Annotated in this window: 23 protein-coding genes and 3 pseudogenes; 14 read left to right on the forward strand and 12 right to left on the reverse strand. The window is 41.5% G+C overall.

Translation table 11 applies throughout. The features are described from left to right. Positions 1–212: 212 nt before the first annotated feature. Both miaB and PUQ00_RS25105 read right to left on the reverse strand, forming a co-directional pair. Positions 213–1,577 (reverse strand): tRNA (N6-isopentenyl adenosine(37)-C2)-methylthiotransferase MiaB, encoded by a 1,365-nt coding sequence (gene miaB, locus PUQ00_RS25100; protein WP_300421886.1) that lies wholly within the window; start codon positions 1,575–1,577, stop codon positions 213–215. 311 nt (positions 1,578–1,888) lie between these two features. Then, positions 1,889–3,343 carry a carotenoid oxygenase family protein gene (locus PUQ00_RS25105; protein WP_300421887.1) on the reverse strand — a complete coding sequence of 485 codons (1,455 nt, stop codon included), beginning with the start codon at positions 3,341–3,343 and terminating at the stop codon, positions 1,889–1,891. Positions 3,344–3,545: 202 nt separating this feature from the next. Between PUQ00_RS25105 and PUQ00_RS25110 the strand changes: the two genes are divergently transcribed. Beyond that, complete coding sequence (locus PUQ00_RS25110; protein ID WP_300421889.1) at positions 3,546–4,001, forward strand: globin domain-containing protein; 456 nt, start codon at positions 3,546–3,548, stop codon at positions 3,999–4,001. Between the two features lie 422 nt (positions 4,002–4,423). Here the strand turns inward: PUQ00_RS25110 and PUQ00_RS25115 are convergent, their stop codons facing one another. Genes PUQ00_RS25115 through PUQ00_RS25125 form a run of 3 tightly spaced genes read right to left on the reverse strand, consistent with a single transcriptional unit; the run spans position 4,424 to position 8,417 of the window. Continuing rightward, a complete protein-coding gene (locus PUQ00_RS25115; protein ID WP_300421890.1) occupies positions 4,424–4,594 on the reverse strand; it encodes a type II toxin-antitoxin system HicB family antitoxin in 171 nt (56 codons plus the stop codon). Positions 4,595–4,635: 41 nt separating this feature from the next. Next, a complete protein-coding gene (locus PUQ00_RS25120) occupies positions 4,636–7,212 on the reverse strand; it encodes an NACHT domain-containing protein (RefSeq protein ID WP_300421891.1) in 2,577 nt (858 codons plus the stop codon). Next, complete coding sequence (locus PUQ00_RS25125; protein WP_300421892.1) at positions 7,209–8,417, reverse strand: S8 family serine peptidase; 1,209 nt, start codon at positions 8,415–8,417, stop codon at positions 7,209–7,211. Before PUQ00_RS25125 ends, PUQ00_RS25120 begins: the two co-directional genes overlap by 4 nt. 172 nt (positions 8,418–8,589) lie before the next feature. On the opposite strand from PUQ00_RS25125, the gene PUQ00_RS25130 reads away from it, so the two are divergent. Next, complete coding sequence (locus tag PUQ00_RS25130; RefSeq protein ID WP_300421893.1) at positions 8,590–9,357, forward strand: thioesterase II family protein; 768 nt, start codon at positions 8,590–8,592, stop codon at positions 9,355–9,357. Positions 9,358–9,442: 85 nt separating this feature from the next. Here the strand turns inward: PUQ00_RS25130 and PUQ00_RS25135 are convergent, their stop codons facing one another. Both PUQ00_RS25135 and PUQ00_RS25140 read right to left on the reverse strand, forming a co-directional pair. Further along, entirely contained in the window at positions 9,443–9,847 is a 405-nt protein-coding gene (locus PUQ00_RS25135) for a biopolymer transporter ExbD (RefSeq protein ID WP_300421895.1), read from the reverse strand. Further along, a complete protein-coding gene (locus PUQ00_RS25140; RefSeq protein WP_300421896.1) occupies positions 9,831–10,502 on the reverse strand; it encodes a MotA/TolQ/ExbB proton channel family protein in 672 nt (223 codons plus the stop codon). The genes PUQ00_RS25135 and PUQ00_RS25140 overlap by 17 nt, the downstream gene beginning before the upstream one ends. A 349-nt stretch (positions 10,503–10,851) precedes the next feature. On the opposite strand from PUQ00_RS25140, the gene PUQ00_RS25145 reads away from it, so the two are divergent. The 4 genes from PUQ00_RS25145 (at position 10,852) to PUQ00_RS25160 (ending at position 14,182) form a co-directional block, all read left to right on the forward strand. Further along, the gene (locus tag PUQ00_RS25145) at positions 10,852–12,318 is read left to right on the forward strand and encodes a TonB family protein (RefSeq protein WP_300421897.1); all 1,467 of its coding nucleotides are present in this window, start codon (positions 10,852–10,854) and stop codon (positions 12,316–12,318) included. Between the two features lie 375 nt (positions 12,319–12,693). Further along, a complete protein-coding gene (locus PUQ00_RS25150; RefSeq protein ID WP_300421898.1) occupies positions 12,694–12,939 on the forward strand; it encodes a hypothetical protein in 246 nt (81 codons plus the stop codon). 10 nt (positions 12,940–12,949) lie between these two features. Continuing rightward, the gene (locus PUQ00_RS25155; RefSeq protein ID WP_300421900.1) at positions 12,950–13,981 is read left to right on the forward strand and encodes a hypothetical protein; all 1,032 of its coding nucleotides are present in this window, start codon (positions 12,950–12,952) and stop codon (positions 13,979–13,981) included. Between the two features lie 15 nt (positions 13,982–13,996). After that, on the forward strand, positions 13,997–14,182 hold the full coding sequence (locus PUQ00_RS25160; RefSeq protein ID WP_300421901.1) for a hypothetical protein: 186 nt from the start codon (positions 13,997–13,999) through the stop codon (positions 14,180–14,182). On the opposite strand, the gene ilvA is transcribed toward PUQ00_RS25160, so the two are convergent. After that, on the reverse strand, positions 14,134–15,645 hold the full coding sequence (gene ilvA, locus PUQ00_RS25165; RefSeq protein WP_300421902.1) for a threonine ammonia-lyase, biosynthetic: 1,512 nt from the start codon (positions 15,643–15,645) through the stop codon (positions 14,134–14,136). The two genes, PUQ00_RS25160 and ilvA, sit on opposite strands and share 49 nt — an antisense overlap. A 396-nt stretch (positions 15,646–16,041) precedes the next feature. Between ilvA and PUQ00_RS25170 the strand changes: the two genes are divergently transcribed. From PUQ00_RS25170 to PUQ00_RS25180, 3 genes are all read left to right on the forward strand, one after another. Beyond that, positions 16,042–16,326, forward strand: a complete 285-nt coding sequence (locus PUQ00_RS25170) for an RNA-binding protein (RefSeq protein ID WP_300421904.1) — start codon at positions 16,042–16,044, stop codon at positions 16,324–16,326. Between the two features lie 273 nt (positions 16,327–16,599). Then, positions 16,600–17,103 carry a hypothetical protein gene (locus tag PUQ00_RS25175; RefSeq protein WP_300421905.1) on the forward strand — a complete coding sequence of 168 codons (504 nt, stop codon included), beginning with the start codon at positions 16,600–16,602 and terminating at the stop codon, positions 17,101–17,103. Between the two features lie 82 nt (positions 17,104–17,185). Next, positions 17,186–18,166, forward strand: coding sequence for an aldo/keto reductase (locus tag PUQ00_RS25180; RefSeq protein WP_300421907.1), 981 nt, complete (start codon positions 17,186–17,188; stop codon positions 18,164–18,166). 34 nt (positions 18,167–18,200) lie between these two features. Here the strand turns inward: PUQ00_RS25180 and PUQ00_RS25185 are convergent, their stop codons facing one another. Then, positions 18,201–19,046, reverse strand: coding sequence for an alpha/beta hydrolase (locus PUQ00_RS25185; protein ID WP_300421908.1), 846 nt, complete (start codon positions 19,044–19,046; stop codon positions 18,201–18,203). Positions 19,047–19,354: 308 nt separating this feature from the next. Next, positions 19,355–19,576 carry a hypothetical protein gene (locus PUQ00_RS25190; RefSeq protein ID WP_300421909.1) on the reverse strand — a complete coding sequence of 74 codons (222 nt, stop codon included), beginning with the start codon at positions 19,574–19,576 and terminating at the stop codon, positions 19,355–19,357. A gap of 120 nt (positions 19,577–19,696) precedes the next feature. Here PUQ00_RS25190 and PUQ00_RS25195 point away from each other — a divergent pair, with 120 nt between their 5' ends. The 4 genes and pseudogenes from PUQ00_RS25195 to PUQ00_RS25210 all read left to right on the forward strand — a co-directional run. Next, a complete protein-coding gene (locus tag PUQ00_RS25195) occupies positions 19,697–20,125 on the forward strand; it encodes a hypothetical protein (RefSeq protein WP_300421910.1) in 429 nt (142 codons plus the stop codon). Between the two features lie 593 nt (positions 20,126–20,718). Further along, a complete protein-coding gene (gene hisD / locus PUQ00_RS25200) occupies positions 20,719–21,999 on the forward strand; it encodes a histidinol dehydrogenase (RefSeq protein ID WP_300421912.1) in 1,281 nt (426 codons plus the stop codon). 450 nt (positions 22,000–22,449) lie between these two features. After that, positions 22,450–23,664: a type I restriction endonuclease gene (locus PUQ00_RS25205; RefSeq protein ID WP_300421913.1), complete on the forward strand. Its 1,215-nt coding sequence runs from the start codon at positions 22,450–22,452 to the stop codon at positions 23,662–23,664. Between the two features lie 10 nt (positions 23,665–23,674). Next, positions 23,675–23,845, forward strand: a pseudogene (locus PUQ00_RS25210) (IS4 family transposase); the annotation flags it as partial. A 154-nt stretch (positions 23,846–23,999) separates the two neighbouring features. Here the strand turns inward: PUQ00_RS25210 and PUQ00_RS25215 are convergent. Together PUQ00_RS25215 and PUQ00_RS25220 are read right to left on the reverse strand one after the other, a co-directional pair. Further along, complete coding sequence (locus tag PUQ00_RS25215) at positions 24,000–24,947, reverse strand: L-lactate dehydrogenase (protein WP_300421915.1); 948 nt, start codon at positions 24,945–24,947, stop codon at positions 24,000–24,002. Positions 24,948–25,093: 146 nt separating this feature from the next. Beyond that, positions 25,094–25,216 (reverse strand): annotated as a pseudogene (locus PUQ00_RS25220) (IS630 family transposase); the annotation flags it as partial. 337 nt (positions 25,217–25,553) lie between these two features. Between PUQ00_RS25220 and PUQ00_RS25225 the strand changes: the two are divergent. Beyond that, positions 25,554–25,706, forward strand: a pseudogene (locus PUQ00_RS25225) (SDR family NAD(P)-dependent oxidoreductase); the annotation flags it as partial. Between the last annotated feature and the right edge of the window lie 53 nt (positions 25,707–25,759).

Genomic DNA, 25,759 nt, shown 5'->3' on the forward strand with positions numbered 1-25,759 from the left:
CGCACAAAATACCCAAGTGAATTCTGGCGACTGGCACCTTTATTCTGTTTGATAAAATTGGTATAAGTAAAGAGCAAGTATCAAGCAGCAAGTTTTGTGTTGCCGTTAAATCCCCATTACAAAACTTTACTCCGACTTCCGACTTCTTTAATTTCTGGAGATGTCTTGTGTAGTAGCGAATTATATTCGCCCAATACTTTTAAAACATTTTCTTAGACAGACAAGGCTTGTTTGACTTCAACTGGCTCACCTGTCAAGCTAAAAGGGCGAACTTCGGTAATTTTTACCTTGACTAACTGCCCTTGCAATTCTTTGATGTCGCCACTGAAGAATGTCAGACGATTACCGCCAGTACGTCCCATCACCTGGGTTTGATCTTTTGGATTTTGGTCTTCTACTAAAACAGATTCAATGCGTCCAAAGTAACGTTGCGATCGCTCCGCGACTTTCAAGTTTACTAAATGATTCAGCCGTTGCAGGCGATCGCTTTTAATTTCTTCACTCAGTTGATTGTCCCAGAAAGCGGCGGGTGTCCCTGGACGTGGTGAATATGCTGCTGTATTCAACATATCAAAGCCAATATCTTCCACCAGTTTCAGGGTATTTTCAAACTGTGCTTCTGTCTCACCAGGAAAACCGACAATCGCATCAGCACTAATCGAAGCATCTGGCATATACCGCCGAATGGTATCGATAATCCGGCGATATTTTTCATGGGTATAACCCCGCGCCATCGCTTTTAAAAGTTCATTATCCCCAGATTGAAAGGGTATGTGGAAGTGTTCGCACACCTTGGGCAACTCAGCACAAGCCTTAATTAATCTCTCTGTAAAATAACGGGGATGACTAGTAGCAAATCTTAACCTTTCAATCCCCGGCACATCATGCACATAATAAAGTAAATCTGTGAAGTTGTGCAGATGCCGACCTTCTGGCGTTGTTCCTGGCAAATCTCTACCGTAAGCGTCAATATTTTGACCGAGTAGAGTAACTTCTTTGTAACCTTGGCGTCCTAATTCTTCCATTTCAGCCCGAATAGCTGACGGCGTGCGAGATTGTTCGACACCTCGTACATTGGGAACCACGCAATAGGTGCAGCGTTCGTTACAGCCGTAAATTATATTTACCCAAGCTGTTACTTTACTATCCCGTCGCGGCTGGGTGATATCTTCAATAATATGAACTGAGTCAGTTGCTACAACTTGGTTGCCGTCAAACACTGACTCCAGCAAATCTTTAAGACGGTTGGCGTGTTGTGGCCCCATTACCAAGTCTAATTCTGGGACTCGCCGCAATAGCGCTTCCCCTTCCTGCTGGGCAACACAACCCGCAACAATCAGGGTTAAATCAGGCTGCTCATGCTTGCGCTTCGCTTGTCTGCCAAGGTAGGAATATACCTTTTGTTCAGCATTATCCCGAATTGTACAGGTATTGTAGAGAATCACATCTGCATTATTCGGATCTTCGCACCACTCAAAGCCCATGTCTTCCAAAACACCAGCCATGCGCTCTGAGTCAGCTTTATTCATCTGACAACCGAAAGTAATGATGTGGTAGTGGCCTTTAGAAGTGGTCATGGGCAATTCTGCTTAATTAGCGTAATGTTGTATATAATGTTTATCTTTATTCTATAACGAATTAGAGTGTGGTTATTCTTTAGCTTCAAAGTCAACTTGATCATAAATATCTGATAGAGAGATTTGAAATTGAATAGAGGATAATATTAGAATATTATTTTCTTATTCATACTCTGAAAAAATCCATTTTTTGTTGTAAGTTTTATTTGATTTTGCATTGACCAGATGTGATTAATTAGGTCTGGTTAATAGGGCTGTTTTTTTAACGCAAAGGAACGCTAAGGGAAACGCTCCAGGTAGCTGAGGGGTTTTTAGGCTGGGTTCCAAGTGCCGTGGAAGCTGTGGGGTATGACGCTGGGTAATCCTAGTTTGCAAACGGGTTCTGCATCCAGGCGATCGCTATCAAATACCCAAACTTCGCTACTATGAGAATTACCATCGTAGACAACGGTTAGTACCCAACTTTGTTCAGGGTTTTGGGTGTCTTGCGTGGGAATGGGTTCTGAAGGATAACGGTTTTCTCCTAAGTCTGCTTCGGTGAGGGTTTCGGTTTTGTAGTCGAAGCGGGCGATCGCATTTAATAGTTCTTGGCTAATATCTGTTCCTGAGCGGAATGTTGACATATATGTGTACCGAGAAGCTTGTCCTACGTTTTGCTGTGGTACATTCGGAAATTCACAATGTTGGTTTAATAGTTGTTGAATTGACGTAACTTTGCCAGTTTGGGGATGCAGATGAACTTGCGTTAGTGTACTTTTAGCTGGGGTGTGAGTCTCACCTGTAGCTACTTCCTTGAGATATTGGTTAGTTTGAAAATCTTCATAACGGCCGATATCCACAATGACTGCACCGCTAGCATCTACATAACCGTTAGCAAAATGCCATTGAAACCAAGGTTCGGTTTCTCCACGACTCACTACAGATAGGTTTTCTCGATCAATAACTAAAATCTGAGTTCCTAATTTAGGTTGCCAGTCTAGCGAATCACTATAGTTGCTTGTCCCTATTAGCACGGGTAAGACATTCAACCGCACTGGCGGAATGAAAAATACAATATACTGTCCTGCTAAAACAAAATCATGCACCAATGGTACACCATCTAGCTGGTATGCGGCTTGTTGGATAATCCGCCCAGTCGAATCGCTTTTGTAAATATTAAGCGTCGCATTTTGTCCAGGGCTGATGCCAAAGTTAAAAATCTCCCCTGTTTGCTCGTCACGCTTATAATGTGCGGAATAGCTTAATCCTTTAGTTAACCCTCCTAAATCATCTTCGCCCCAAGTTTCTAAAGTTTGTAAATTGAGGGCGTGGGGTTTACCACCTTCCCACAATGCCAAAAGTTTATCTGGAAGTGCTAGCACCGAGGTGTTGGCAACATTTTTGATGGGCTTTTGCCATTGATTCCAAATTGGCCCTGGTGCAGTCATGCCATAATTGCCGTAGAGTAGTTTTCCTGCTGCGGCTTCTTCTTGATAGCCAGAAGTTTGGACGTAGCGATAAGCCCCGCTTGCGACTGCATCGGTAAAATTTACAGCTAGAATTGCCCCATCTCCATCAAACCAGTGTCCCATGCGAATGCCACCGCGTTCTAGTCGTGCCGGGCCATTGCGGTAAAGTGTGCCACGCAAGCCATCTGGGATTTTGCCAGAAAGAATTGGCAGTTGCGTAGAGGGAAATTCTGTAGCTGGTTTGGCGTTAGCGAAGCTCACCGAAGGTATCGCACCTGCCCAGCCTTTTATTGTTGACTTTTTCTTAATCGTATGCATATCAAATCGCTTGAAAAATTATCGATGTACATATTTGCATTCTTACATTTTCATTCTTGTTGCAATTTTTAACAATGCCACTGGCTGTAGATGTATAGAGGCTTTGACAGGATATTACTCGTTAACTGAGCTAGCTCATAGTAACCAATAGGAATAACCACTAAATTGAAGTCAATCAACATTCCAAGTGGTTCAAAAAACTATGATTAGCCAACAAACAATAGATATCGTTAAATCTACAGCACCTGTTTTAAAAAAGAACGGTCAGCAAATTACAACTCGGATGTATGAAATTATGTTTCAAAATCATCCAGAAATCAGAAAACAATTTGATATGTCTGCTCAAGCAAATGGTTCTCAGCCTGCGAGGTTGGCTACAGCAGTTTATGGCTATGCTGCCCAAATTGATAATCTACCAGCTTTAAAATCGATGGTAGAAAAGATTGCTCATCGTCATGTGCAGACCCATGTTACACCAGAGCAATATCCTATTGTCGGAGAAAGTTTACTGCAAGCGATGAAAGATGTTTTAGGGGAAGCTGCTACAGAAGAAGTGATGGCAGCTTGGACTGAAGCTTATCAGGCATTGTCTCAGGTGTTTATCAACAGAGAACATGACATAGATGAAGAAAAAAAACCACAGCTTGTGCATTCCTAACTATAAGACTTAGTATCATAACAACAGCTTGAGGGTTTGTTAGAACAACTTCAACGTTTATAACTACAGCTTGAGCGTTTGTTAAAACAACTTCAACGTTTATAACTACAGCTTAAGCATTCATAACATCTGCTTAAGCTGTATTAACAACAGCTTCAAGTTTACTTATACCAACTGGAGTTGTAGTAACTACAGCTTAAGCATTCATAACATCTGCTTAAGTTGTATTAAAAACAGCTTCAAGTTTACTTATACCAATTGGAGTTGTAGTAACTACAGCTTAAGCATTTATAACAACTGCTTAAGTTGTATTAACAACAGCTTCAATTTTACTTATAACAACTGGAGTTGTAGCAACAACAGTTTGAGTATTTGTTACAACGACTCAAATTCTGCTAATGAAAGCTTTTAGCGTAGCGACTTCAGCAAGCAAGAACTCTTCTAAATATAGTTTTGATCGCTTCTTCTATTGTCTCTCCTTGGCTGGCGGTTCCCACCTCTGGACATTCAGCTACATAAACATCCTCTTCCCAATGCAAGATTGCTGTAAAGGTTTGAGTTTTTGTATTTTTAGCCTGTTGTGATGAACTCATGGAGTGTTTATCTGGCTATCTTTTGATTTTCGTATTGTTGCTTAACCACTTGGAACCAACAACATTCGCGCCTCAATCGCTTCCCAGGTTTGGGGTGACACCCGCACTGCTGCTTGTTTGCATTGGATAATGAGATGATTAGCGTATAGATAATTTTCCAGTGCTTTTATTTCTTCCTTAGATAAGTTGACCATTTCTAGGGTGAGATTGAAAGCATCAAGTAAGGTTTGTTGCAGGTGTTTAGCAAATGGCAGACGCTCTTCCATTGACTGTTTCTTATGATCATTCTGAGCTTTCTGTGCTTCTAATAATTGGTTAATCAGTTTGATAAAATTAACGTTATTGAAAATTTTTAATTCTTTAAGTTTACGAGTGTAGACGATGGCTTTGGCGATGGCGTTGGCGTAGTCATTGCTGTAGGCGTAGCCGTAGGGGGAGGCTTTGTTATAGTTGTAGGCTTCGACGTAGCCGGGGTGGTAGTTGGGGTTGGCGGAGTCGTTGGCGTAGGCGTTGATGTAGTTTTTAGCGTCGGTGATGGCGTTGGTGATGGCGTTGGCGTAGTCCTTGGCGTAGTCCTTGGCGTCGGTGATGGCGTTGGCGTCGGTGATGGCGTACGTATAGGTAATGGCGTTGGCGTTGGCGTTGGTGTAGGTGTTGGCGTTGGCGATGGCGTTGACGTTGGCGATCGCAAATGCACGTTTACCCACAGGTTTAAAATCTCCTAGCAATCCAACTGTTACCTCTTCTGCCCAGTTTAATAAAGCTTGTAACTTCGGAGTATTAATATATTTGTGCGCTTCCTTTTCCATCAGCAGCAGCAAATCATCTGCACCACCATGCATTAACCCAGCTACTAACAAAAACACCTCTTTCCAGCGTTCATCTATTAGGTGTTCAGTAACTAATTTCTCAATTTGGCGCTGGTCATCAATATATTGTGCTGTTAAATATTCCTGTAGCGTCAGATGAGAAAATGAATAGATATCCCTTGCTCGTTCTACTAAAATTCCCTGCCGAATAGCGATCGCATTTAAAACTGCCTCAGCGTCTAAATCTTTTGGTGCATTGTAGTTATTGTGCAGAAACTTTTGAATTTGACTCACAAGTTCTTGATAAGACAAAAACAGCCGTTGTAATTTAAAGCTGTGATATGCAATCTCAGCTAGCATAATTTTCTCTAAATCGATACCAAGCTGACGATAAATTGGATCGTTTTGAATGCGTTTTTCAGCCGCCCATTTTTTGAGTAATATATCAAGAGCATCACTGTAAAGCGTAGCTCGGTTTTTAGGCAAGTCTTGGGATTCGTCATACACTAAAGAGAGAAAAGTTAGCAATAAAGGAGTTCGAGCTAATTCTTTAGTTGATTTTTGTGTTTTGATTAACTCCCAGCACTTGTCAGCAGTTCCGACTTGTCTATCTAACTCTGAAGAAAACCAATTTTGAATAAACTGCTGAATTTGAGCATCGTCAAAATCTGCGATCACAATTTCCATCAAATTCCTAAACTGCGATTTATAGGCAGCAGTCCGACAAGAGATAATAAACCGATTATCTTTGTATTGCTCAACAAAGCTTGGAATTTGCTTAATTGCTAAATCGGTATTTCCCGTTAGCACTTCATCTAAACCATCTAGCAAAATTAATAACTTGCCTTGTTGTAATGCTTTAATAGTAAATTCTTCAGAGAATGGTAACTGACATAACCGGAATGCTTTTCTAATTACTTCTTCAATATTGATATTGCTCTCGGTCAATAGTTTTAATTCAATAAAAACCGGAATACATTCATGTTGCAATTCACCAGATTTGCCCTTGAGTGCTTCTAGTCCTATCTTCCGCAAAAATGTAGACTTACCTGCACCCGGTGCGCCAAGTACCATCAAATATTGCCGCTGATTGGCAACTTTAATGCCCTCTTGCTTACCAGCCTTTGCAACTTGAAAGCTACGTTTTCCAGTTTTGCTGAAAAGATCCTGTAAGGCTTCAGTTGATTCAAATCGCCGGATATCATCTGGCTGCAAACATTGCACAGCTGTGTAAATTGAATCCAAATCTACAGGCTGCTGCATTCCCAATATTTGCAACTTGTTATGACGCTTGTGGTAGTTAATAATATATTGCTCAGATGCTTGATAAATTAATTTTGTGGTTTTCTCATCTAGTGGGCGGTCAAGTGTGTTTATATAAATATCAGCAAAATGTTTAACTGCTGCATCTGGTGCAACTTCCGGCAGTGCAATCAGCTGATCTAAAGTGACATGGTTAACTCCAGACAGTGCCAACGCGCTTAAAATCGCATCAGCCGTACCTTCTACAACCACAACGCGGCTGAGTCCACCTCCAACAGGTTTCAAAGAAAGTTCCTGGAGTTCTTCGATAGTATCACCCAGCACTTCGGAAAGTTGGCTTTTGCGCTGATCAATTAATGCCTGTCGATAAGCCTCAGATGATGTAAATTGCTGAGGTTTCAGCGATGAATTGCTAGCATTTAATCTGATTTGATTTTCGTCCCCCAAACTCATAACTGCCCGAATTACCTCATTCCCCTTAGCCCCCGTCAAAACTTCCTGAAGCAGAGGGTCAATTTTGGCAATTTGACTTTCGTTAAGTTTCATAGGGCTGCCGTTACCTGAATTAAACCTTTACCTTGGCGTTCCTTATCATGTCCCAAATCTTGACAACTTGTGAGCAGTCCGTCAATTAAATCCAATACCGGAATTTGCTTACTATACTTCTCTAAGATTAACGCTGCTACACCAGAAACGATTGGGGTTGCCATTGAAGTTCCGTCCCAAGCTTCATAACCACCACCTTGAACTGATGAATAAACTCCTTCTCCAGGTGCAACCAAAGAGGGAACATCATAAGAATGATTATTAACAGATATCCTGCCACTGCCGCTAAAACCGGCAACTTTACTATTAAAGTTTGTCGCACCTACTGAAACTGAACTCCGACAGTTTGCTGGTGTTCTAGTATTGTTACGTCCATTGTTACCAACAGCACAAACAGGGAGTATACCAACTGCCAGTAGAGTATCAATGACATCGCTCATTTCATAAGCATAAGTAGGAAGACCAGCTGAGATATTGGCAATATTCACGTCTACTCGAAGTGCTAGCCAGTCCAGCCACATCACAAAGTTTGATAAGTTACCAGTACCTCTTGGGATAAGTAGGCCGTCGATTAATTTAGTTTCTGGCGCAACGCCAACTTGTTTACCACAAATTAGTCCAGCTACATGAGTGCCATGACCATCAGTATCTTGAGAAGTTATTAACTGGATTTGCTTACTTCTATCATTAAAACTATAAGATTCAGTTACTCTGCCTTGCAATTCTGAGTGGGTTGAGTCGATACCTGTGTCGAGAACAGCAATGGTGATGCTTTTGCCGGTGCCTGTAAATCCATTTTGACGTGCTATGTTGAGAGCAATCGCATCCAAATGCCACAATTCATTTTTGGTAATTTCATCTTTAGTATCTGCATTCCGTTGCGGCTGAATCAACTCAATCGGCTGATCGCGTAAAATTAAGACATTGGGTAACTCCTCACGAATTCTCTGGGCTTCTTCATCCGGCATTTCGACAACACTTGCACCAGTAATCCCTGAGTAATCTAGATACTTTGCTACTTCGCTTGTGTTCTTTTGTGCATCTTCCAACCAGTCTTCTATTTGTTGGTGTACTGGATCTTCCTGCCAAAAATTTACAACTTCTGCAACTTGCGCCTTACGGCTTTCTGGTGTAAATTTTCTAAATCCAAGTTTTAGCGATCGCGCTAATGATGTTGCTTTGGGTCGAATAATATAAACGCTCATCAAAGACTCCTTATTATAAAATAAGCAAGATGTCTGCTTCAGGAATACACTATTACATTTTTTACAGTTTTCATAGTAGTAAATACCTGCCCAAGGGCAGGCATTTGGTATGATATGAAGCGGCTTCTAGCGATGAGCTACAAAAGGTGAAACAGCTAATGCACGGCCTATTATGACAACTACACCAAGCTTCAATTCCTGGGTTATCTGTTCCCAACCAAATCCTCAAGCCAACTTGCGTTTATTCTGCTTCCCCTATGCTGGTGGTAGCTCGGCGATTTTTCGCACCTGGCCTAATAATCTACCTAGTAATGTCGAAGTCTGTGCTGTGGAATATCCGGGACGAGGAAGACAGATGAAGTTAGCACCCTTGACACGATTAGAATCTCTTGTTGAAGCGATCGCTCCAGTTCTGATACCATATTTAGACAAACCATTCGCCTTCTTCGGTCACAGTATGGGCGGATTAGTTAGCTTTGAGTTGACCCGTCTACTTCGCTCTCAGTATAGTCTTGCTCCCTTTCACCTGTTCATATCTGCTCGTCGCGCCCCGCAAATTCCGTTGACAAAAGCACCTCTCCACATCCTATCAGACTCTGATTTGCAGGACGAGCTACACAGTCTTAACGGTACACCCAAAGCAGTACTAGAAAGCCCGGAACTGATGCAGATTTTCCTCCCCATTTTGCGGGCAGATTTTGCCGTTCTAGAAACTTATATTTACACTCAAAAACAGCCACTGGAGTGTCCTATTACTGTTTTTGGTGGTTTACAAGACCAAGAAACTAATCATGAAGCTCTGCAAGCATGGCGAGAGCAGACGAGCGCTACTTTCTCATTAGAAATGTTTGATGGCGGCCACTTTTTTATCCATTCACACCAACAATTATTATTTAAATTTATATCTCAAGAATTGCAGATGCCTAACCATAGCTGGTAGTAATCATCACACAAGAAGGAGTTAGGAGTCAGAACATAGAATTTTCCTGACTCTCTGAACTTCTGATGCACAATATTTTTACTTTTTATCTTTGGGTAGCGATCGCTAGCCTTGCTCCCTTTACCTGACGTACTTGATCCATTATCGCCACTATCTCACCGTGCAAGACTTTTTGATCAGCATTAATAATCACCAATGCATCTGGGTTAGAACCAACTAAAGTCCGCACTCGCGGTGCTAAATCATTAACTGCTATTGGATCGCGGTTTAGGCTTATCTGACCTTTTTCATCTACCGTGATGGTAACTTTAGTGGGAATTTGCTGTTCCTTCGCCGTAGCTGCTTTCGGTAGATTTACTGGCAACCCTTCTGATCGTGTTAAAAACAGCGTTGACATGATAAAAAATGTTAAAAGGGCAAACATTACATCAATCAGAGGTACTACATTTATAAATGGTGCTAAATCTGGTTCATTATCCTCTAGATCCATAAGACTTCTCCTGTTGTTCGTAGCGATCATGTTGTTCATAGCGATCGAGAAACAGTATTTCTAACTGTCCGCCGTACTCTTGAATCATTGTTATCTGCCGCTGGTATAGTCCCCGGAAGATGCTGGCTCCTAAAAGCACAAAGATAGCCACAATCAATCCTGAGGCAGTAGCAACTAAAGCTTCACTAATACCAGCAGTGACTGCACCAGTTTTAGTACCTCCGACATCACCAATATTCAGTCCAGCAAATGAGCGAATTAACCCTAAAATTGTGCCGAGAAGTCCCAACAGAGGCGCTAAACCGATAATGGTGTCAAATACAGGTTGAAACCGCTTGAGTATAGGGATTTCTGCTTGCGCTTCGCTTTTCAAAGCCAAACGAAATTTTTCTGGAGTCGGTCTTTCTAGCTGTAGTCCAGCCAGAAAAATGCGTGCTATAGGTAAATCTACATTTTTTTGCAGCTTATCAACAGCACTAACGACATTATCAAGTCGATAAAGATTTAAAACCTCTCGCACCACCCGGTTTTGACGCTTACCAATCTGTAGCCAAAACTTCGCCCGCTCAATCATTAGTGCCCCTGCCAACACCGAAAACGCCAGTAGGGGTAACATGACCACACCACCTGCTTCAAACAAATTCTGAATTCCCATGTAGTGCCTCTAAACGTCATCAACAATACAAAATCAGACTACCAGAATCAACCGAAAAAATGAAACTTTTTCTCAATAGAGTTTAAGATATAATCAGAATTTTTTCAAATCTAAACCTGATTAATTTTTTTTAATTTTTTTTTGTTTTACATAAATTAATTTAATTAACACATAACACAAAAATTAATTTTATCTATAAATCCTCATAATTAAGAGTATGTTTCAAAGATATTTTTCTTATGAAGTATCTTTTGCGTAACACAGCCCGAAATAATTTTAATTTTTTACTTGATATTTGCAACCATGCATCCTAAGATGACTAAATTAGTGAGAATAGGTAGCAATAGCTATGAGTTTTTCCGGCACTAGTGTCGAGCAACGTTCCAAAGAAGTTGAGGCTCTCAAGTCTTTTCTGACTTATAGTCTAATAGGTTCACTGGCGCTGCATATCGGCGTACTGTCCTCAGGCGTAGGTAATTATTTGACGAGAGTGTCCCCAGGAGAAGAAGAACCAATAGAGGTGGCGATCATAGATTCTCCGACTGCGGAACCAGAAAAACCACTTGAAAAAATTCCAGAAGAACCCAAAAAAGAACCAGAAATTGTTCAAAAACAGTCTATAGAAACTCCATTAGTACAAAAACCAGTACAAGAATTGATTGAAAGACCAAAAATTCAGCCAGTTGAACAACAACCAAAACAAACTACTCAAAACCCACAACCAACAAATAGGGAAATTGCTCCTAAGCCAGAAGTCCCCGTGAAAACTGTTGTTCATCAGAGCGGCGGTGGCGGTGGCGGCGGTGGCGGTGGTAGTTCAATCCTGACAGATAACTCTGGTAGCTCTGGCTCTGGCGTTGCTTTAAGTACAGGTTCCGGTACAGGTATAGGTACAGGAATTGGCTCAGGAATTGGCAGTGGTAGAGGTTCAGGAATTGGCTCAGGAATTGGCAGTGGTATAGGCTCAGGAATTGGCAGTGGTATGGGCTCAGGAATTGGCTCAGGAATTGGCAGTGGTATAGGCTCAGGAGTAGGAAACCGTCCGACAGTAGCAACAGCGCCAACAGTGCCAACACCTCCAAAAATTAACAGTTCAGGTAATGGTAATGTTAATGGTCGTGCAGCCTGCCGCGAATGTAATGCCAAGTATCCTGATGCAGCAAGACGGCGAGGAGTTGAAGGCAGAGTAGAAGTAGCTGTAGATACTGATGCACAAGGCAATGTTACCAATGTGCGGATTGCTCGCTCCAGTGGAAACCGCGACTTAGATGAAGAAACCGCTAGACAAGCGCGTGAGTGGAAATTAAAACCCGCAGAAGGAGGTAGACAAGGAGTATCTATAGCCACTGAATTTGCCATAAAAGGTTCACGGCGATCGCGCCAAGTTCAAGAACGGCAAGCACAAAGAGAAGCAGAACAGAAAACCCAACAGACAGCAGCTGCCAACTCCACACAGGAAGTTCCAGGACGTAGGCGACGAGAGTTGACACCACCCTCATCTAATCAAGCTACAGCCACAAGACCAGCAATATCTGGATTTAGTAGACGGTTGGAACCTCAAAGAGGGGAAAGTACTGCTCCGAGATCATCTGAAGCGAGGGCAACTCGCTCTCAAGGAAGTGCCAGAGAGACCCTACGTCGCATCCGCAGTGAACGAGCGACTACTAATTCATCTCAAAAGCCACAAGCAACCACAAATCAACAGCGGCGAAGAGAAAACACCAGCCAAAACAAGTTGCGGGACTCTTTGCGCCGTTTACGTCCACAACCTCAATCGCAACCAGCTGCACCGCCTGCTGCTCCCAGTCAGCCGTAGAGCGACAAAACTTACTGGAATCATGCTTTGATTAGCGATCGCCCACCGCCTCCTGTTTTTAGGAGGCGGTTTTTCTTTAGACAGGAATGGCGACCTTAAGCATCACCCCTCTACCATGAGGAAGAGGGGTTAGGAGCGCAGTAATTTTATGATGGGCAACCCATAGCTTTGTACTTCATACAAAAGAAAACTGCTGTATATGCTGAGAGAATAGTCAATGGCTAACTCTCAGGTTGCTCATCTGCACTTTATGCTAGGCGTCAAATTCAGTAATTTGAATAAAACTTCTACATAAACACACACTGATGTAGTTTGATTTGCTTGAATAGCTATATTGATAGCACATTGATACGACGGCAATTCACAATTCTGATTATGGCAAGTAAATTCATTGATGTTAGGGAATATACTGTCAGAGCGCACAAAAGACAGATTCATACTCGTGTTTTCCAGTTTGTCTGTAAAGAGTGTAACGATGTGACAAAGCGCGAGACTTTCGGGCCTCGACCCTTATATTGTGAGAGATGTCGCCCTCCCCAAGCGCCCAAGAAATCACAGCCAACATCTCACAAAGCAAAACCCAGAGCAATGTCTTACAAAAGTGACATCGATTTAAATTAATTAAAGCCTTATGACTCAAAATGGACAATTAGAACCACCTGCGGGCATCTTTCTCTCACCACTGTTGGAATTACGAGACTATTATGCTCGCCTTACAGAAGAGTATGAACGCCTCTTTGTGCAGGCGCGAATTCAGCTCGATCATGTAGAAGCATTGTTGTCTAACTGGTCTTTTTCTGATCCTAGCAAGCAGACATCAAGACTGACGGTGGTTGATGAAACCTCAAATCTTTCTCAAGAAGGCTCTCTGCGGTTTTTATCACCCCTTGATGACATCGACAAAATCAACTTGGTGGAGTCTGTACAGTCAGAACGAAAAGACAAAGACTTGGTTGAGATAGATAATTCCTTTTCTGCTGCTGTTGATACAAAAGAGAGTCAACTTCTAACTACATCGCCAGAGCCAAAGATACCCACAGAGAACAACGATAGTTCAACGAAGCTGGCGGAAATCCCCATGCTACCTGAATATCAGCACGCTCTCTCGCGAATGGAAGCCATAAAACAGCTATTGCAAGAGAATATAGGCACTGTCTGTCATATCGATTTTATCGTGCGATCGCTTTATGGAGACTTAGATTCCAATCTATTCAAAGTAGTTAAAGGTAGGGTTCAATCTTCCCTCACCCAAGGCAGAGAAAGGAATTACTGGGTAACTATTCCCGATGAGCCAGGTTGTTATACTCTGGATTTAAGTTTGGTAGTGCCAAGTAATAGCAATAGTGGTTCTAAAAGCATCAAAAGCAAAAAGAAGAAAGCTTTCGTACCCCCGACAAAAACAGTACCAATGCTCAAAGACTTTGAGGGTCTATTCTTAATTGACGCCCTTACCTCTCTGTTAGAACAAAATCCAGGTAAAGTTTTCAGCGTCGCTGAAGTCATCGCCGGAATCTATGGAGAAATAGATTCTCAGCAACTTAGAGAGATCAAAAATAAGGTGCTGAATGAATTATCTAGAGGCTATCGGACAGGCAGATTCTCTAGGGTTCCTAACCAAATTGGCTTCTATACTTGGGACTCGAATCTGATATTGTCTCGGTAAATTGGGGAGTGGGGAGTGGGTAGAGACGCGATTAATCGCGTCTGTACTGAGTTAGGAGTTAGGAGTTATAAAAATTCCCCCATTCCCAATGCCCAATGCCCAATGCCCAATGCCCAATGCCCAATGCCCAATGCCCAATGCCCACTTTTCACCTATCCCAAAAACAGCTTGTATGCCGGATTCTTGTTTTCATCCCAATAGCGATAGCCCAGGTTATCGAGAAAAGCTTGCCACTCTTCCATCTCGTGGGGGGGAACCTGAATACCGACAACGATTCGCCCATAGTCTGCGCCGTTGTTGCGGTAATGAAAAAGACTAATATTCCAGGCGGGACTCATGGAAGTAACAAACTTCATCAATGCGCCGGGACGTTCGGGAAACTCAAAACGGTAGAGCAATTCATTGTGAGCAAGGGGAGAGTGCCCACCCACCATGTGTCGCAAATGTAATTTAGTTAGTTCGTCGTCCGTTAAATCAAGGGTTTCAAATCCATTAGCTTCAAAGGTTTCTACCATCTTTGCAGCATCAGCACGGTTTTGAATTTGCACTCCTACAAAAATATGGGCTGTTTTTTCATCGGCAATACGATAATTAAACTCGGTAAGATTACGGTTGCCAATACATTCACAAAACTGGCGAATACTTCCGCGTTGTTCAGGAATTGTGACTGCAAAGATTGCTTCGCGGCGTTCGCCCAACTCTGCCCGTTCTGCGACAAAGCGGAGGCGATCAAAGTTCATGTTTGCACCGCAGGCGACAGCAATTAAGGTTTGTCCCTCGATTTGTTCTCGTTCTACGTAGGCTTTGGCAGCCGCGATCGCTAATGCACCGGCTGGTTCTAAAATGGATCGCGTATCCTCAAACACGTCTTTAATCGCAGCACAAGTATGGTCTGTACCCACCAGAATAATTTCATCTACATACTGCTGACATAAACGGAAGGTTTCTTCACCTACTTCCCGCACCGCTACACCATCAGCAAATAACCCCACTTGGGACAAGCGCACCCGATGTCCGGCTTTGAGCGATTGAGACATCGCATCAGCATCTACTGGCTCAACCCCAATAATCTTGATTTCGGGACGCAACCGTTTCACATAAGCCCCAATTCCAGAAATTAATCCGCCCCCTCCAATTGCAACAAAAATCGCATGGATGGGTTGCTGATATTGCCGTAAAATTTCCATCCCGATTGTTCCCTGTCCAGCAATTACATGGGGATCATCAAAGGGATGAATAAAGGTCAATCCTTTTTCCACTTCTAATTCACGGGCATAGCTATAAGCATCGTCGTAGGTGTTTCCATGTAACACGACTACTCCACCCCTCATTCTAACCGCGTCTACCTTGACTTGAGGTGTGGTTATTGGCATGACGATAATCGCTTTAGTTCCCAAGCGCTGGGCTGCAAGGGCGACTCCCTGAGCATGGTTTCCCGCAGACGCTGCGATTACACCCTTTACCAATATCTCTGGTGGCAGTTGCACCATCTTGTTATAAGCACCCCGCAGTTTAAAGGAAAATACTGACTGCATATCCTCACGTTTCAGCAGGAGTTGATTATTTAGCCGCGCAGACAAATTTGGGGCATACTCCAGTGGTGTTTCCTGGGCAACATCATACACACGGGCAGTCAGGATTTGGATGAGGTAGTCGCAATACATGGGCGTCAAGGTGTTAGCAAATGCCGGATGGAAATTAATTTTACGTTACAAGCGATCGCACTGGTTTCATTTAATTGCACTCTCTCGAAATTTTGACTGAATAAAATTTAAAAATTAATAATCATATTTGAAGAGAAAATATTCAGTGATTGAATTTTTTGGTGACTTCAAATTTAATGCGATCGCTCGTAGGTTGATTTTAAACGAGTTTTGCCAAATTTTACAGTATTTAGCTCAATAGATAAGTATAGTGTTGCTGATAAATATAACTTCTACTTTTATGTTAAAGTAGGTATGAAAGATTGAATTCGGCTGTGTAGTTTGTTTTTATATATACTTGTATTACAGACCTCTCCGGATGTAAATCTCTACACCCCCTGATTCTGGAGAGATTCTATGTCAATTTACGTTGGTAATCTATCTTATGAGGTTAAAGAAGATGACCTCCGGCAAGTCTTTGCAGAATACGGAACTGTAAAAAATGTTCAATTGCCTATTGACCGAGAAACAGATCGGCTGAGAGGTTTCGGCTTTGTAGAAATGGAATCAGATGCTGAAGAAACAGCAGCAATTGAGGCCCTTAATAATGCTGAATGGATGGGTCGAAGCTTAAAAGTTAATAAAGCAAAGCCGAAGATAGGCGGAAGTTCCTCTGGTGGTAGACGCGCTAAAGACAGATAGTGGTGGTGACTCCTCTGGCCGCTATTAAGGTCTAAAACAAAGAATTTAACTCTAAGGTCTTGAGGGCAGACAAAGAGTCTGCCTTTTTTTGTTTTTACAGATATCAGAAAATACTGTCACTTTGAAATGCCTCTGCAAAAGTGCAAACGCAAAGCAATTGTCAAGCACAAATAGCTAAGAGAAGTATCCGCAATTGATTATAAATGTCTCTTATAAAGCCATGCGTTAGCGTCGCTTACCGTAGGTATCGTTTTTGTAATAGGTGTAGCAACCATGAACCCAGAAGTTAAACATATTGTTAGCGAACTAAGGCATCAGTTCTACTCTAACTTTGCTGCTGCTATGAATATGCCGGTGGTCATAAGTGGTGCATCTTATAGTAGTAATTCACCGATCGCATCTTGGATGGATCATAAGCAAAGGCTAAACTATGTAAATATATATGCTTATACAGCACCTGATGAATTTGTCCCATTCCGCCCGTTCATTCTTCGACTGGCTATTAACAAAAGTGCTGGTAGAGTCACGATGTTAAGAAAAGGACAAGTATGCCGAGGTCTGAATTTGCTCTGGGACTTTGAGTTAACTGTACTACCAAAAGAAATCTTAGACTTTCTTCCCTGGATAGTTAACTTAGTTGAGGCTCATGACAAAGGTTCGCCTTTATTGCTACAATCACCACCTCATTCATTTGAATTAAAAGCGCCAGAGGTTGGGTTCTTTAATAACGCCTGGACTCAGAAAGCTTGGCTGCTTGCAAATCCGACAATATTTTAATGGTTGGTGCTAATCATGCTACTAGCGCCTTAATAGCTGCTATATGCCTGATAATTAATAAGGCAATCTACAGAGAGCAAAGATGCAGACTCTCCAAAAACTCTCCCTCCCAAGCATGGGCTGTGGGACTTGGGCCTGGGGCAACCAACTGCTTTGGGGATATGACGAAAGTATGGATGACCAGTTGCAAGCCGTCTTTAATCTTTGTGTAAGCAACGATGTGACTTTATTTGATACAGGTGATTCTTACGGAACTGGGAGATTGAATGGTCGGAGTGAGTTACTCCTGGGACGATTCAACCGAGAATATCTAGGTTCAGGCAAAGAAAATATTTGTATTGCTACTAAGCTTGCTGCTTACCCGTGGAGATGGACACGCCAGTCAATGGTAAAAGCTTGCAAGTCATCTGCCCAACGCTTGGGAAGAAACGTAGATTTGGTGCAAATGCACTGGTCTACAGCGAATTATGCTCCTTGGCAAGAGGAAGGGCTGTTAGATGGTCTTGCCGATGTGTATGAGCAAGGACTGGTCAAGGGAGTGGGACTATCCAATTATGGGCCTAAACGTCTTAAGCAAGTGCAGAAAAAGTTTGCTGAACGAGGCGTTTCTATTACAACTCTGCAAGTTCAATACTCTTTGTTGTCTACATATCCTGTCACCCAACTAAAGCTCAAAGACCTTTGTGATGAGTTAGGAATTAAACTGATTGCCTACAGCCCTTTGGCCTTGGGGTTACTGACAGGAAAATACTCTGAGCAAGGATGTCTGCCCAAAGGCATCCGAGGTCTGCTGTTTAGGCAGATATTGCCAGGAATGCGATCGCTTTTGGCATGTTTGCAAGAGGTGGCACAGTCTAGAAACAAAACCATGTCACAGGTAGCAATCAATTGGTGCATCTGTAAAGGAACCATTCCTATCCCTGGAGCAAAGAGCGTGGAACAGGCGAGGCAGAATATTGGTGCATTGGGTTGGCAATTAAATGCCAGTGAGATTGCAGAGTTGGATGGGGCGGCGGCAAATGCAGACAAAAAAATGGTACAAAATATCTTTCAAACTAAGTAAAATTTCCAAATGAACCAGAGTTCATATTTTACCTTTAATTAGATTGACGGGATAATTGCTGATTTGCCTTTACAAGGTTAGTAAACTCTTGCAAAGTTTTCTGATACTTTTCTTCAGCTACCCAGAATAAATCATTATGATTTGCCTTTTCAACCCACAAATAAAGTTTTGGGGATATTGCAGCATTGAACAACTTTTGTCCATGAAGAAAAGGAATGATATCATCTGCTCTTCCATGAATTACCAATATCGGACATTTTACTTTTTTGATATTATCCAGATTGGGAAATTTATCAAAAGGTAAAATCCGAAAAGGTACTATTACTTGAAAAGCCGAAATAAATGAACTTTCAATAATTAAACCACCTACTAGTTTCCGCATTGCTAAATTTACCGCAGAACCACCGCCAATCGAACGCCCCAAAAGTATAATTCTTTGAGGTGGTATTTTTAAATTTTGAGTCAAATAATTGTAAGCGCTATTGATATCTTCATATGCTGCCTTTTCTGTCGGCTTTCCTTGACTCGTACCATAACCACGATAATCATAAGCAAAGACACTAAAACCCCAGGTGTGTAATTTTTCGAGTATTTCTTTGATATCTCCTAAATCTTCGGAATTACCGTGAGAATAAAGAATTGTATATTTAGCTTGATTATTCAATAAGTATGTAGCGGAGATATTCGTATTTTCCCCACTTTTTAACTTAATAATTCCGGGATTATCTTGATAGCTAGAAGGTTGAGGCATAAAAATCATGCTATCTGCTCGTAAATATACATATCCAGTAAAAAATATATAGATAAATATTAAAGATTTAAGTAGTCGTTGCCAAGTCAAATCACCAATTAGCAGTTTGATAAGTTGCTGTTTTTCCATTAGATTTTATCTGCATAGGTACTGATGCGATCGCAGCGATTCGAGCCTAGCACAGCAATAGCCCGATTGTCTTCACAGGACACAGCCCTGGTTTCCGGCGTTGGCGTAGCTCGCCGCAGGCATCTGAACTTTTCAAGACAGAGAACACAAAGGAATGAGGAAGAGAGAGTTTTTTCGATATTTTTTTATTTGTCAGTCCCTAACGCGATCGCCAAAGTTCGTTAATTTGCTTTTATCTCCAGCTTTTAATACCTGATCAAGTTGATTTCAATAAGCAAAAAGGCATATTGTTTTCTCAAAATGCCTGATTACTTTCTCATTTCAGTATATTTAGCAAGCAAAAAGGCATATTGCTTTCTCAAAATGCTTGATTGCTTTCTGATTTCAGTAGATTCAGCAAGCAAAAAGGCATATTGCTTTCTCAAAATGCTTGATTGCTTTCTGATTTCGGTAGATTTAGCAAGTAAAAAGGCATATTGCTTTTTCAAAATGTTTAATTGCTTTCTAATTTCGGTAGATCGCGCATTCATGACAACGATCGCTATGTAACAAAAACCATTAGAGAATTGCCGGAATTCTCTCAAGCCGATCAATACGGAAGTTTTTTAAAGTAAAGAATATTAACCGTACTGTATTACAAGGTTCATATCATGGCTCGCAGAAAAAGAACCTCTCAGGTGTTAGAAAAAGCAGCGCGTCGTGCTGCTGGCATCACCTCAATTGCTCCAAATTTAGATGTAGGCAATGGACTCAGCTTATCTGCCTTCTCAACCTTAATTGATACGATGCGAACTAGAGAGAATTTATACAACACTGCTCTTTCCAACCTCGATAAGTTGTACCATGAAATGCTCGAAACAGAGCGCGAGTTGGCAGATATGGCAGAGCATATGCTGTTGGGAGTTGCTACTCAATATGGTAAAAGCAGTGTGGAGTACGGCATGGCGGGAGGTGTTCCTAAGAACCAGCGCCACAAGGGACTGCGAGGCGAGTCACCAGTTCGCAGTTCACAGCAACCTGAGTTCATTGCCAGTGTGAATGGCAAGCAGAATGGTAATAAACCAGCAGCGACAAGTTAGCTTGCATTAAAGACCCTACGGATGAATCCTTGTCATTACCCATATCTTTTTAATCTCTGGCTTCGTTGCCAACCCGCCACTGAAGATATAGGATTAATATTAATATTTGATTTCTGAAAAAGCTCGGTACAACTCGAAAAGCCTAATTCCTTATCGAACAGAATAAAGGTGCCAGTCGTCAGAATTCAGAATGAATTCTGACGACTGGTGGATGAATAATCGGCGTTTTTGCACCCCCACAAAATTTTCTTGTTTTGTGGTCAACTTTCGTAGTCGCGGGTCTGAATCCCCGACTGATAGCGTCACGCTTTCTCGTGTCCGCGTTCGCTTTTAGCGTCTCGTAGAGAGCGTCTTGATTCTGACGAATGTATTCTTCTTCAATCCCTATTCCCTACTCCCCACTCCCCGCCTACGTAGATAATTTCAAAAATCAAATACGATTCCGATATTACCAAGCTGTCTGAACAAATGCGTAAGCGGGCTGACCAGTATTTTTTATCCAAATACAGTCTTAGCCTTTTTTGATAATTTTTTTAACCTGTCGAACTCACGTTAAACTAATTAGAAAATTCACCGCTTGCAAGATACTGTTTATGCAGCTGCTTCAAACTACCGACAAAGATTTTTCTAGTAGATTCAAAACCCTTGTCAGCGATCGCCGGGAAACTCCAGTTGATGTTAGTGGGATAGTACGCGAGATTCTAGCTGATGTCAAAGTGCGTGGTGATGCCGCAGTCAAGGACTATACTAGCCGCTTTGATCGCTACAATCCCCAGTCTTTACATCTGAGTGAAACCTTTATTGCCGAACAGGCAGCACAATGTCCTGCTGATGTCAAGGCGGCGCTGGAACTTGCTGCCCAGAGGATTGTGGCTTTCCATCAAAAACAACTACCGCAAGATATTAGCTATACCGATACAGCCGGGGTAAAACTGGGATTAAATTGGATATCCCTGTCTCAAGTGGGAATTTATGTACCTGGAGGACGTGCCAGCTATCCTAGTTCTTTACTGATGAACGCCTTACCTGCCAAAATTGTCGGCGTGGAACGAATCGTTATGACAGTACCAATGCCTGGCGGTGAGATTAATTCCGCCGTACTCGCAGCTGCCCAAATTGCTGGTGTCACGGAAATTTACGGCATTGGTGGGGCGCAAGCGATCGCAGCATTAGCCTATGGTACACAAAGCATTGCCCCCGTAGATAAAATTGTCGGCCCTGGTAATGCTTATGTTGCTGAAGCTAAACGTCAAGTATTTGGCACTGTTGGCATTGACAGCATCGCCGGGCCTTCAGAAATTCTGGTGGTAGCTGACCAACATAATAACCCAGACTGGATTGCCTGGGATTTGCTATCACAAGCAGAACACGATCCTAACGCCCAGTCTATTTTGATTACTGATTCGGAAATTTTTGCTGGGCAAGTAATAGCGGCGGTTGAGCAAATTCTCGCTAATCTACCTACCAAAGAAGTCGCTAATGCCAGTTGGCAAAATTATGCAGCCGTGATTATTGTCAGTGATTTGACAGAAAGTATACCACTGCTAAATCAACTAGCTCCAGAACATGTGGAATTGTGCACAGACAACCCACAATTACTTGCCAGTCAAATTAAGTGTGCTGGTAGCGTCTTTCTAGGACGTTATACCCCAGAAGCAATTGGCGATTATCTAGGAGGCCCCAACCATGTACTGCCGACTGCACGTTCTGCCCGATTCGCCTCTGGCTTGAGTGTCTACGACTTTCTCAAGCGGATTACCTATTTGGAATGTAATCAACAAGCATTACAGACACTAGGCAAAGCAGCCGTGACGTTAGCAAACGCAGAAGGTTTACCTGCCCATGCAGGTAGTGTATCTGTGCGTTTGCAATAATAAGCTGAGATAATTTTGTAGTTCTTCGTTCCCAGTCAGCAATCGTAAATTTAAGAGTAAGTAAGTTAAGTGGGAATATTTATAACTTATTGCTTTCTTAAAATGCTTGATTGCTTTTTCATTTTAGTAGATTCAGCAAGCAAAAAGGCATATTGCTTTCTCATTTCGGTAAATCGCGCATTCATGACAACGATCGCTATGTAACAAAAACCATTGGAGAATTGCCGGAATTCTTTCAAGCTGCTCAATACGGAAGTTTTTTAAAGTAAAAAATATTAACCGGTCATGGGTGTTACAGGCTGGTACTTATTTGGGAATACTTTTATAAGAGTGATCCAGAAGGCGATCGCGCTAACAGTTTCAAATTCAATCTACTATATCACCCTGCAATCACTTCTATTTTAGAAAAAATGTGTATCAAAAATCACTAATCTACCAGGAGTAAGCAAAATGGGATTTACTGAAGATATTATCAAGCTGTCTGAACAAGTGCGTAAGCGATTTGACCAAGTTGTTGGCGAAGAAGCTACTAAGATGGCACTGATTGTTCCTTTTTTAAGTGCTCTTGGCTACGATGTCTATGATCCTAGCGAAGTCATGCCGGAATATGTAGCAGACTTTGCTACTAGAAGAGCAGGGCAGTTTGAAAAGGTAGATTACGCTTTAGCTATTAACGGTACTAAAGTTATGCTCGTAGAGGCAAAAGCCCGTGGTCAAAAAGCTGAAGCACATGATGGGCAACTGAGCCGCTATTTTAATGGACTTTTGACAACAAAAGTAGCTATCGTCACTAATGGGGTTGAGTACCGTTTCTTTACAGACTTGCATGATAAAAATGTCATGGACAAGGAGCCATTTTTTACTTTTAATATCCTGGAATATGATGCTAAAGATATTGATAACCTGAAATTTTTTCACCGTGATAATTTTGAGGTTACAGCTATTACCAACCATGCGGAGGAAATGGTTTATGTAAAAGGCATGACTCAGCTTCTAGGAAATCTTTTACGTTCTCCTTCGGAAGAATTTGTTCGCTTCTTAGTGGCTGAACTCGGTACAGTTGCCCCTAGTTATGAAATTAAAGGTCGAATTACTGGTAAAATTATTGATAAATTTAAACCAATTGTTAAAAAGTCGATTCAGGGAAGTTTAGTAGAGTTAATGACTCGCTCACTTAGCCAAGAAATAACTCAGCCTGTTGAACTGGAAGTAGAACAAGAGATTGAAGAAGAGGAAAAACAACAAGAATCTCAAGAATCAAAAGTAGTAACAACTGCTGAAGAAATCGAAGCTTTTGAAAAAATTAAAGCAATTACCCAAACTTCAATGAGTTACAATTTTGAACTCCAATATAAGGATACTGTTTCATACTTTGGTATCAATCTTGTTGGCAAAACTACCTGGTGGTTTCTGAGACTATATCTATCTTCGCAGAAAAAAAGTTTTATTACTCGCTTAAGTGTAGATGAAGTAAAGTCTCTAGCTTCAAATTTTGAAGTGCAGGAAGTAACAGCTTCTGTGGGGGATGCCACATCAAAAGTAATTATTTCCTCTGTCAGTGATTTCGATAAGCTAACATCACTGATTCTCAGATGTTACGAAGCAGAAGCAGCCAAGCATCAAACATTCACCCCAGATGTAATCAGAATGGAAAAATCAGCTTAACTCGGTGTAATTGCTTTTACTAGCAGCATTAGTTACATCGGCCATCACTGCACAAGAAAACTACTACCATCAACTGGGACTAAGAGATAGAATTCTTAACTTCCCGTTGATGATCGCAGTGGTGCTAACACTGTTATGGCCAGATGTGGCGGAAGTTACAGAACTGACAAGAATGTTAGCCTTGATTGAACCAACAACATTACTACACCCGGCATCCTCCGACACCATCAGCCAGCATTAAGTCATGCGCTGGTTAGTTACTCGTCATCCCAGTTATCATCTTATACATATTCAAAAAAGGGCATTTTTAGACAGGCTATATGAGTTGATTTTAATTATGCTCCTGAATTGTAGGCTTGATTGAGTTTGGTGGCTGACTCTTCTAATAAGCGTTGTTCATCAGCATTTCTTGGTAACACCAGTTGGCGCTCAATACCTATTGAGCTAATGATACATGGAAGTCCAAGAACAATATCACTGTCAACTCCATAGTTAGAATCTGCTCTCACGGATACTGGAAATATTTGCTTTTCATCTTGCAGGATGGAATCAACTAACTGACAAACTACCGTTGATATACCATAGCTAGTATTTCCTTTACGTTCAGAAATACTATAGCCTCGCTTACGCGTTAACTCTGTGTACTCTTGCTGAATTTGTTCCAGTTTTTCTCCTTGTGGTATGGGAAATTCAGTTAACGGAATTCCCCCAATGAATGCATTAGACCAAACAACAAATTCACTGTCTCCATGCTCTCCAATCACATAAACATGAACGTCTTGAAGAGCAACATTCAGCCGCTTACCAAGTTGATATCTCAGTCTAGCAGTATCAAGAACAGTTCCCGAACCAAAAATTAGGTTTTCTGCTCTAGTGGAACTGGCGATCGCAATCCGCGTTAGTATATCCACTGGATTGCTAACGATAAGTACGATTGAATTCGGTGCAACTCGATCCAATTCTTTCATCGTCGAACGCATAATCTCTGCATTGTCGTTCAACGTATCTAATCGGCTCTGTCCTTGTTTTTGCTGCACCCCAACGGTCACGACAATAATATCAGAATCCGCTAAATCTTCATACTGGTTTGATGGTATAATCTCCATCTCTTGAAGTAGGGGAATGCTGTCTCCAATATCCCAGGCTTGCCCCTCAGCTTTTGATAAAGTTCGGTCAAAAAGGACGACTCTTACACATTTACGGAGTAGCACTAAAGCATTTGCTACGTTTGCACCCACATTCCCTGCACCAATAATACTGACCTTGGATGTTTTGCTACTCATGATTATATTTCACCTTTTTTGTAACTGAATCAATAAGTATATATTAACTCCAGCTAGTTAGTGCAGAGTGCTATTCTGCAAATATAATTTTTGAAATATAGTATAAAATATTACTTTTTTATCTTGACTCAAATTTTATAGCAATCCTAAATCATTTGTGATAAATTACTAGATTTATTCAGCTTAGAGAAGTAAAAATTTGGACTATTGATTGCTAGCTCGAATAATACTTTAACTACAGAAAAAGAATAATCTAAAAAATAGAACTCTTTGTTAAAAATTTGATTCGGGAAAGTTTAGTAGAGTTAATGACTCGCTCACTTAGTCAAGAAATAACTCAGCCTGTTGAAGTGAAAATAGAACAAGAGATTAAAGAAGAGGATAAACAAGAATCTCAAAAATCAAAACTACTAACAACTGCTGAATAAATTGAAGCCTTTAAAAAATTAAAGCAATCACCAAACTTCAAGGAGTTACAATTTTGAACTCGAATACAAGGATACTGTTTCATCCTCTGCTATCAATCTTGTTGGCAAAAGTACAGCCAAGTAAATCCTGTGAACGTTTACAATAAAAGCGTCTAAATAATATTACAGAGGTAAATTGATGGCAGGTGAATTTGATGGCAAAGTCGCAATTGTTACGGGTGGAAGTTCGGGAATTGGTAAGGCGACTGTGATCGCTTTTGGCAAAGCAGGTGCAAAAGTCGTCGTTGCGGCTCGTCGAGACTCGGAAGGTGAAGAAACCGTGAATCTAATAGACTTATCCTTAATATAAATAGCATGAGATAATAAAAAGGTGGAGTAGAAATT

This window comes from Nostoc sp. S13, from assembly GCF_029379315.1.
Taxonomy (GTDB): Bacteria; Cyanobacteriota; Cyanobacteriia; order Cyanobacteriales; family Nostocaceae; genus Nostoc.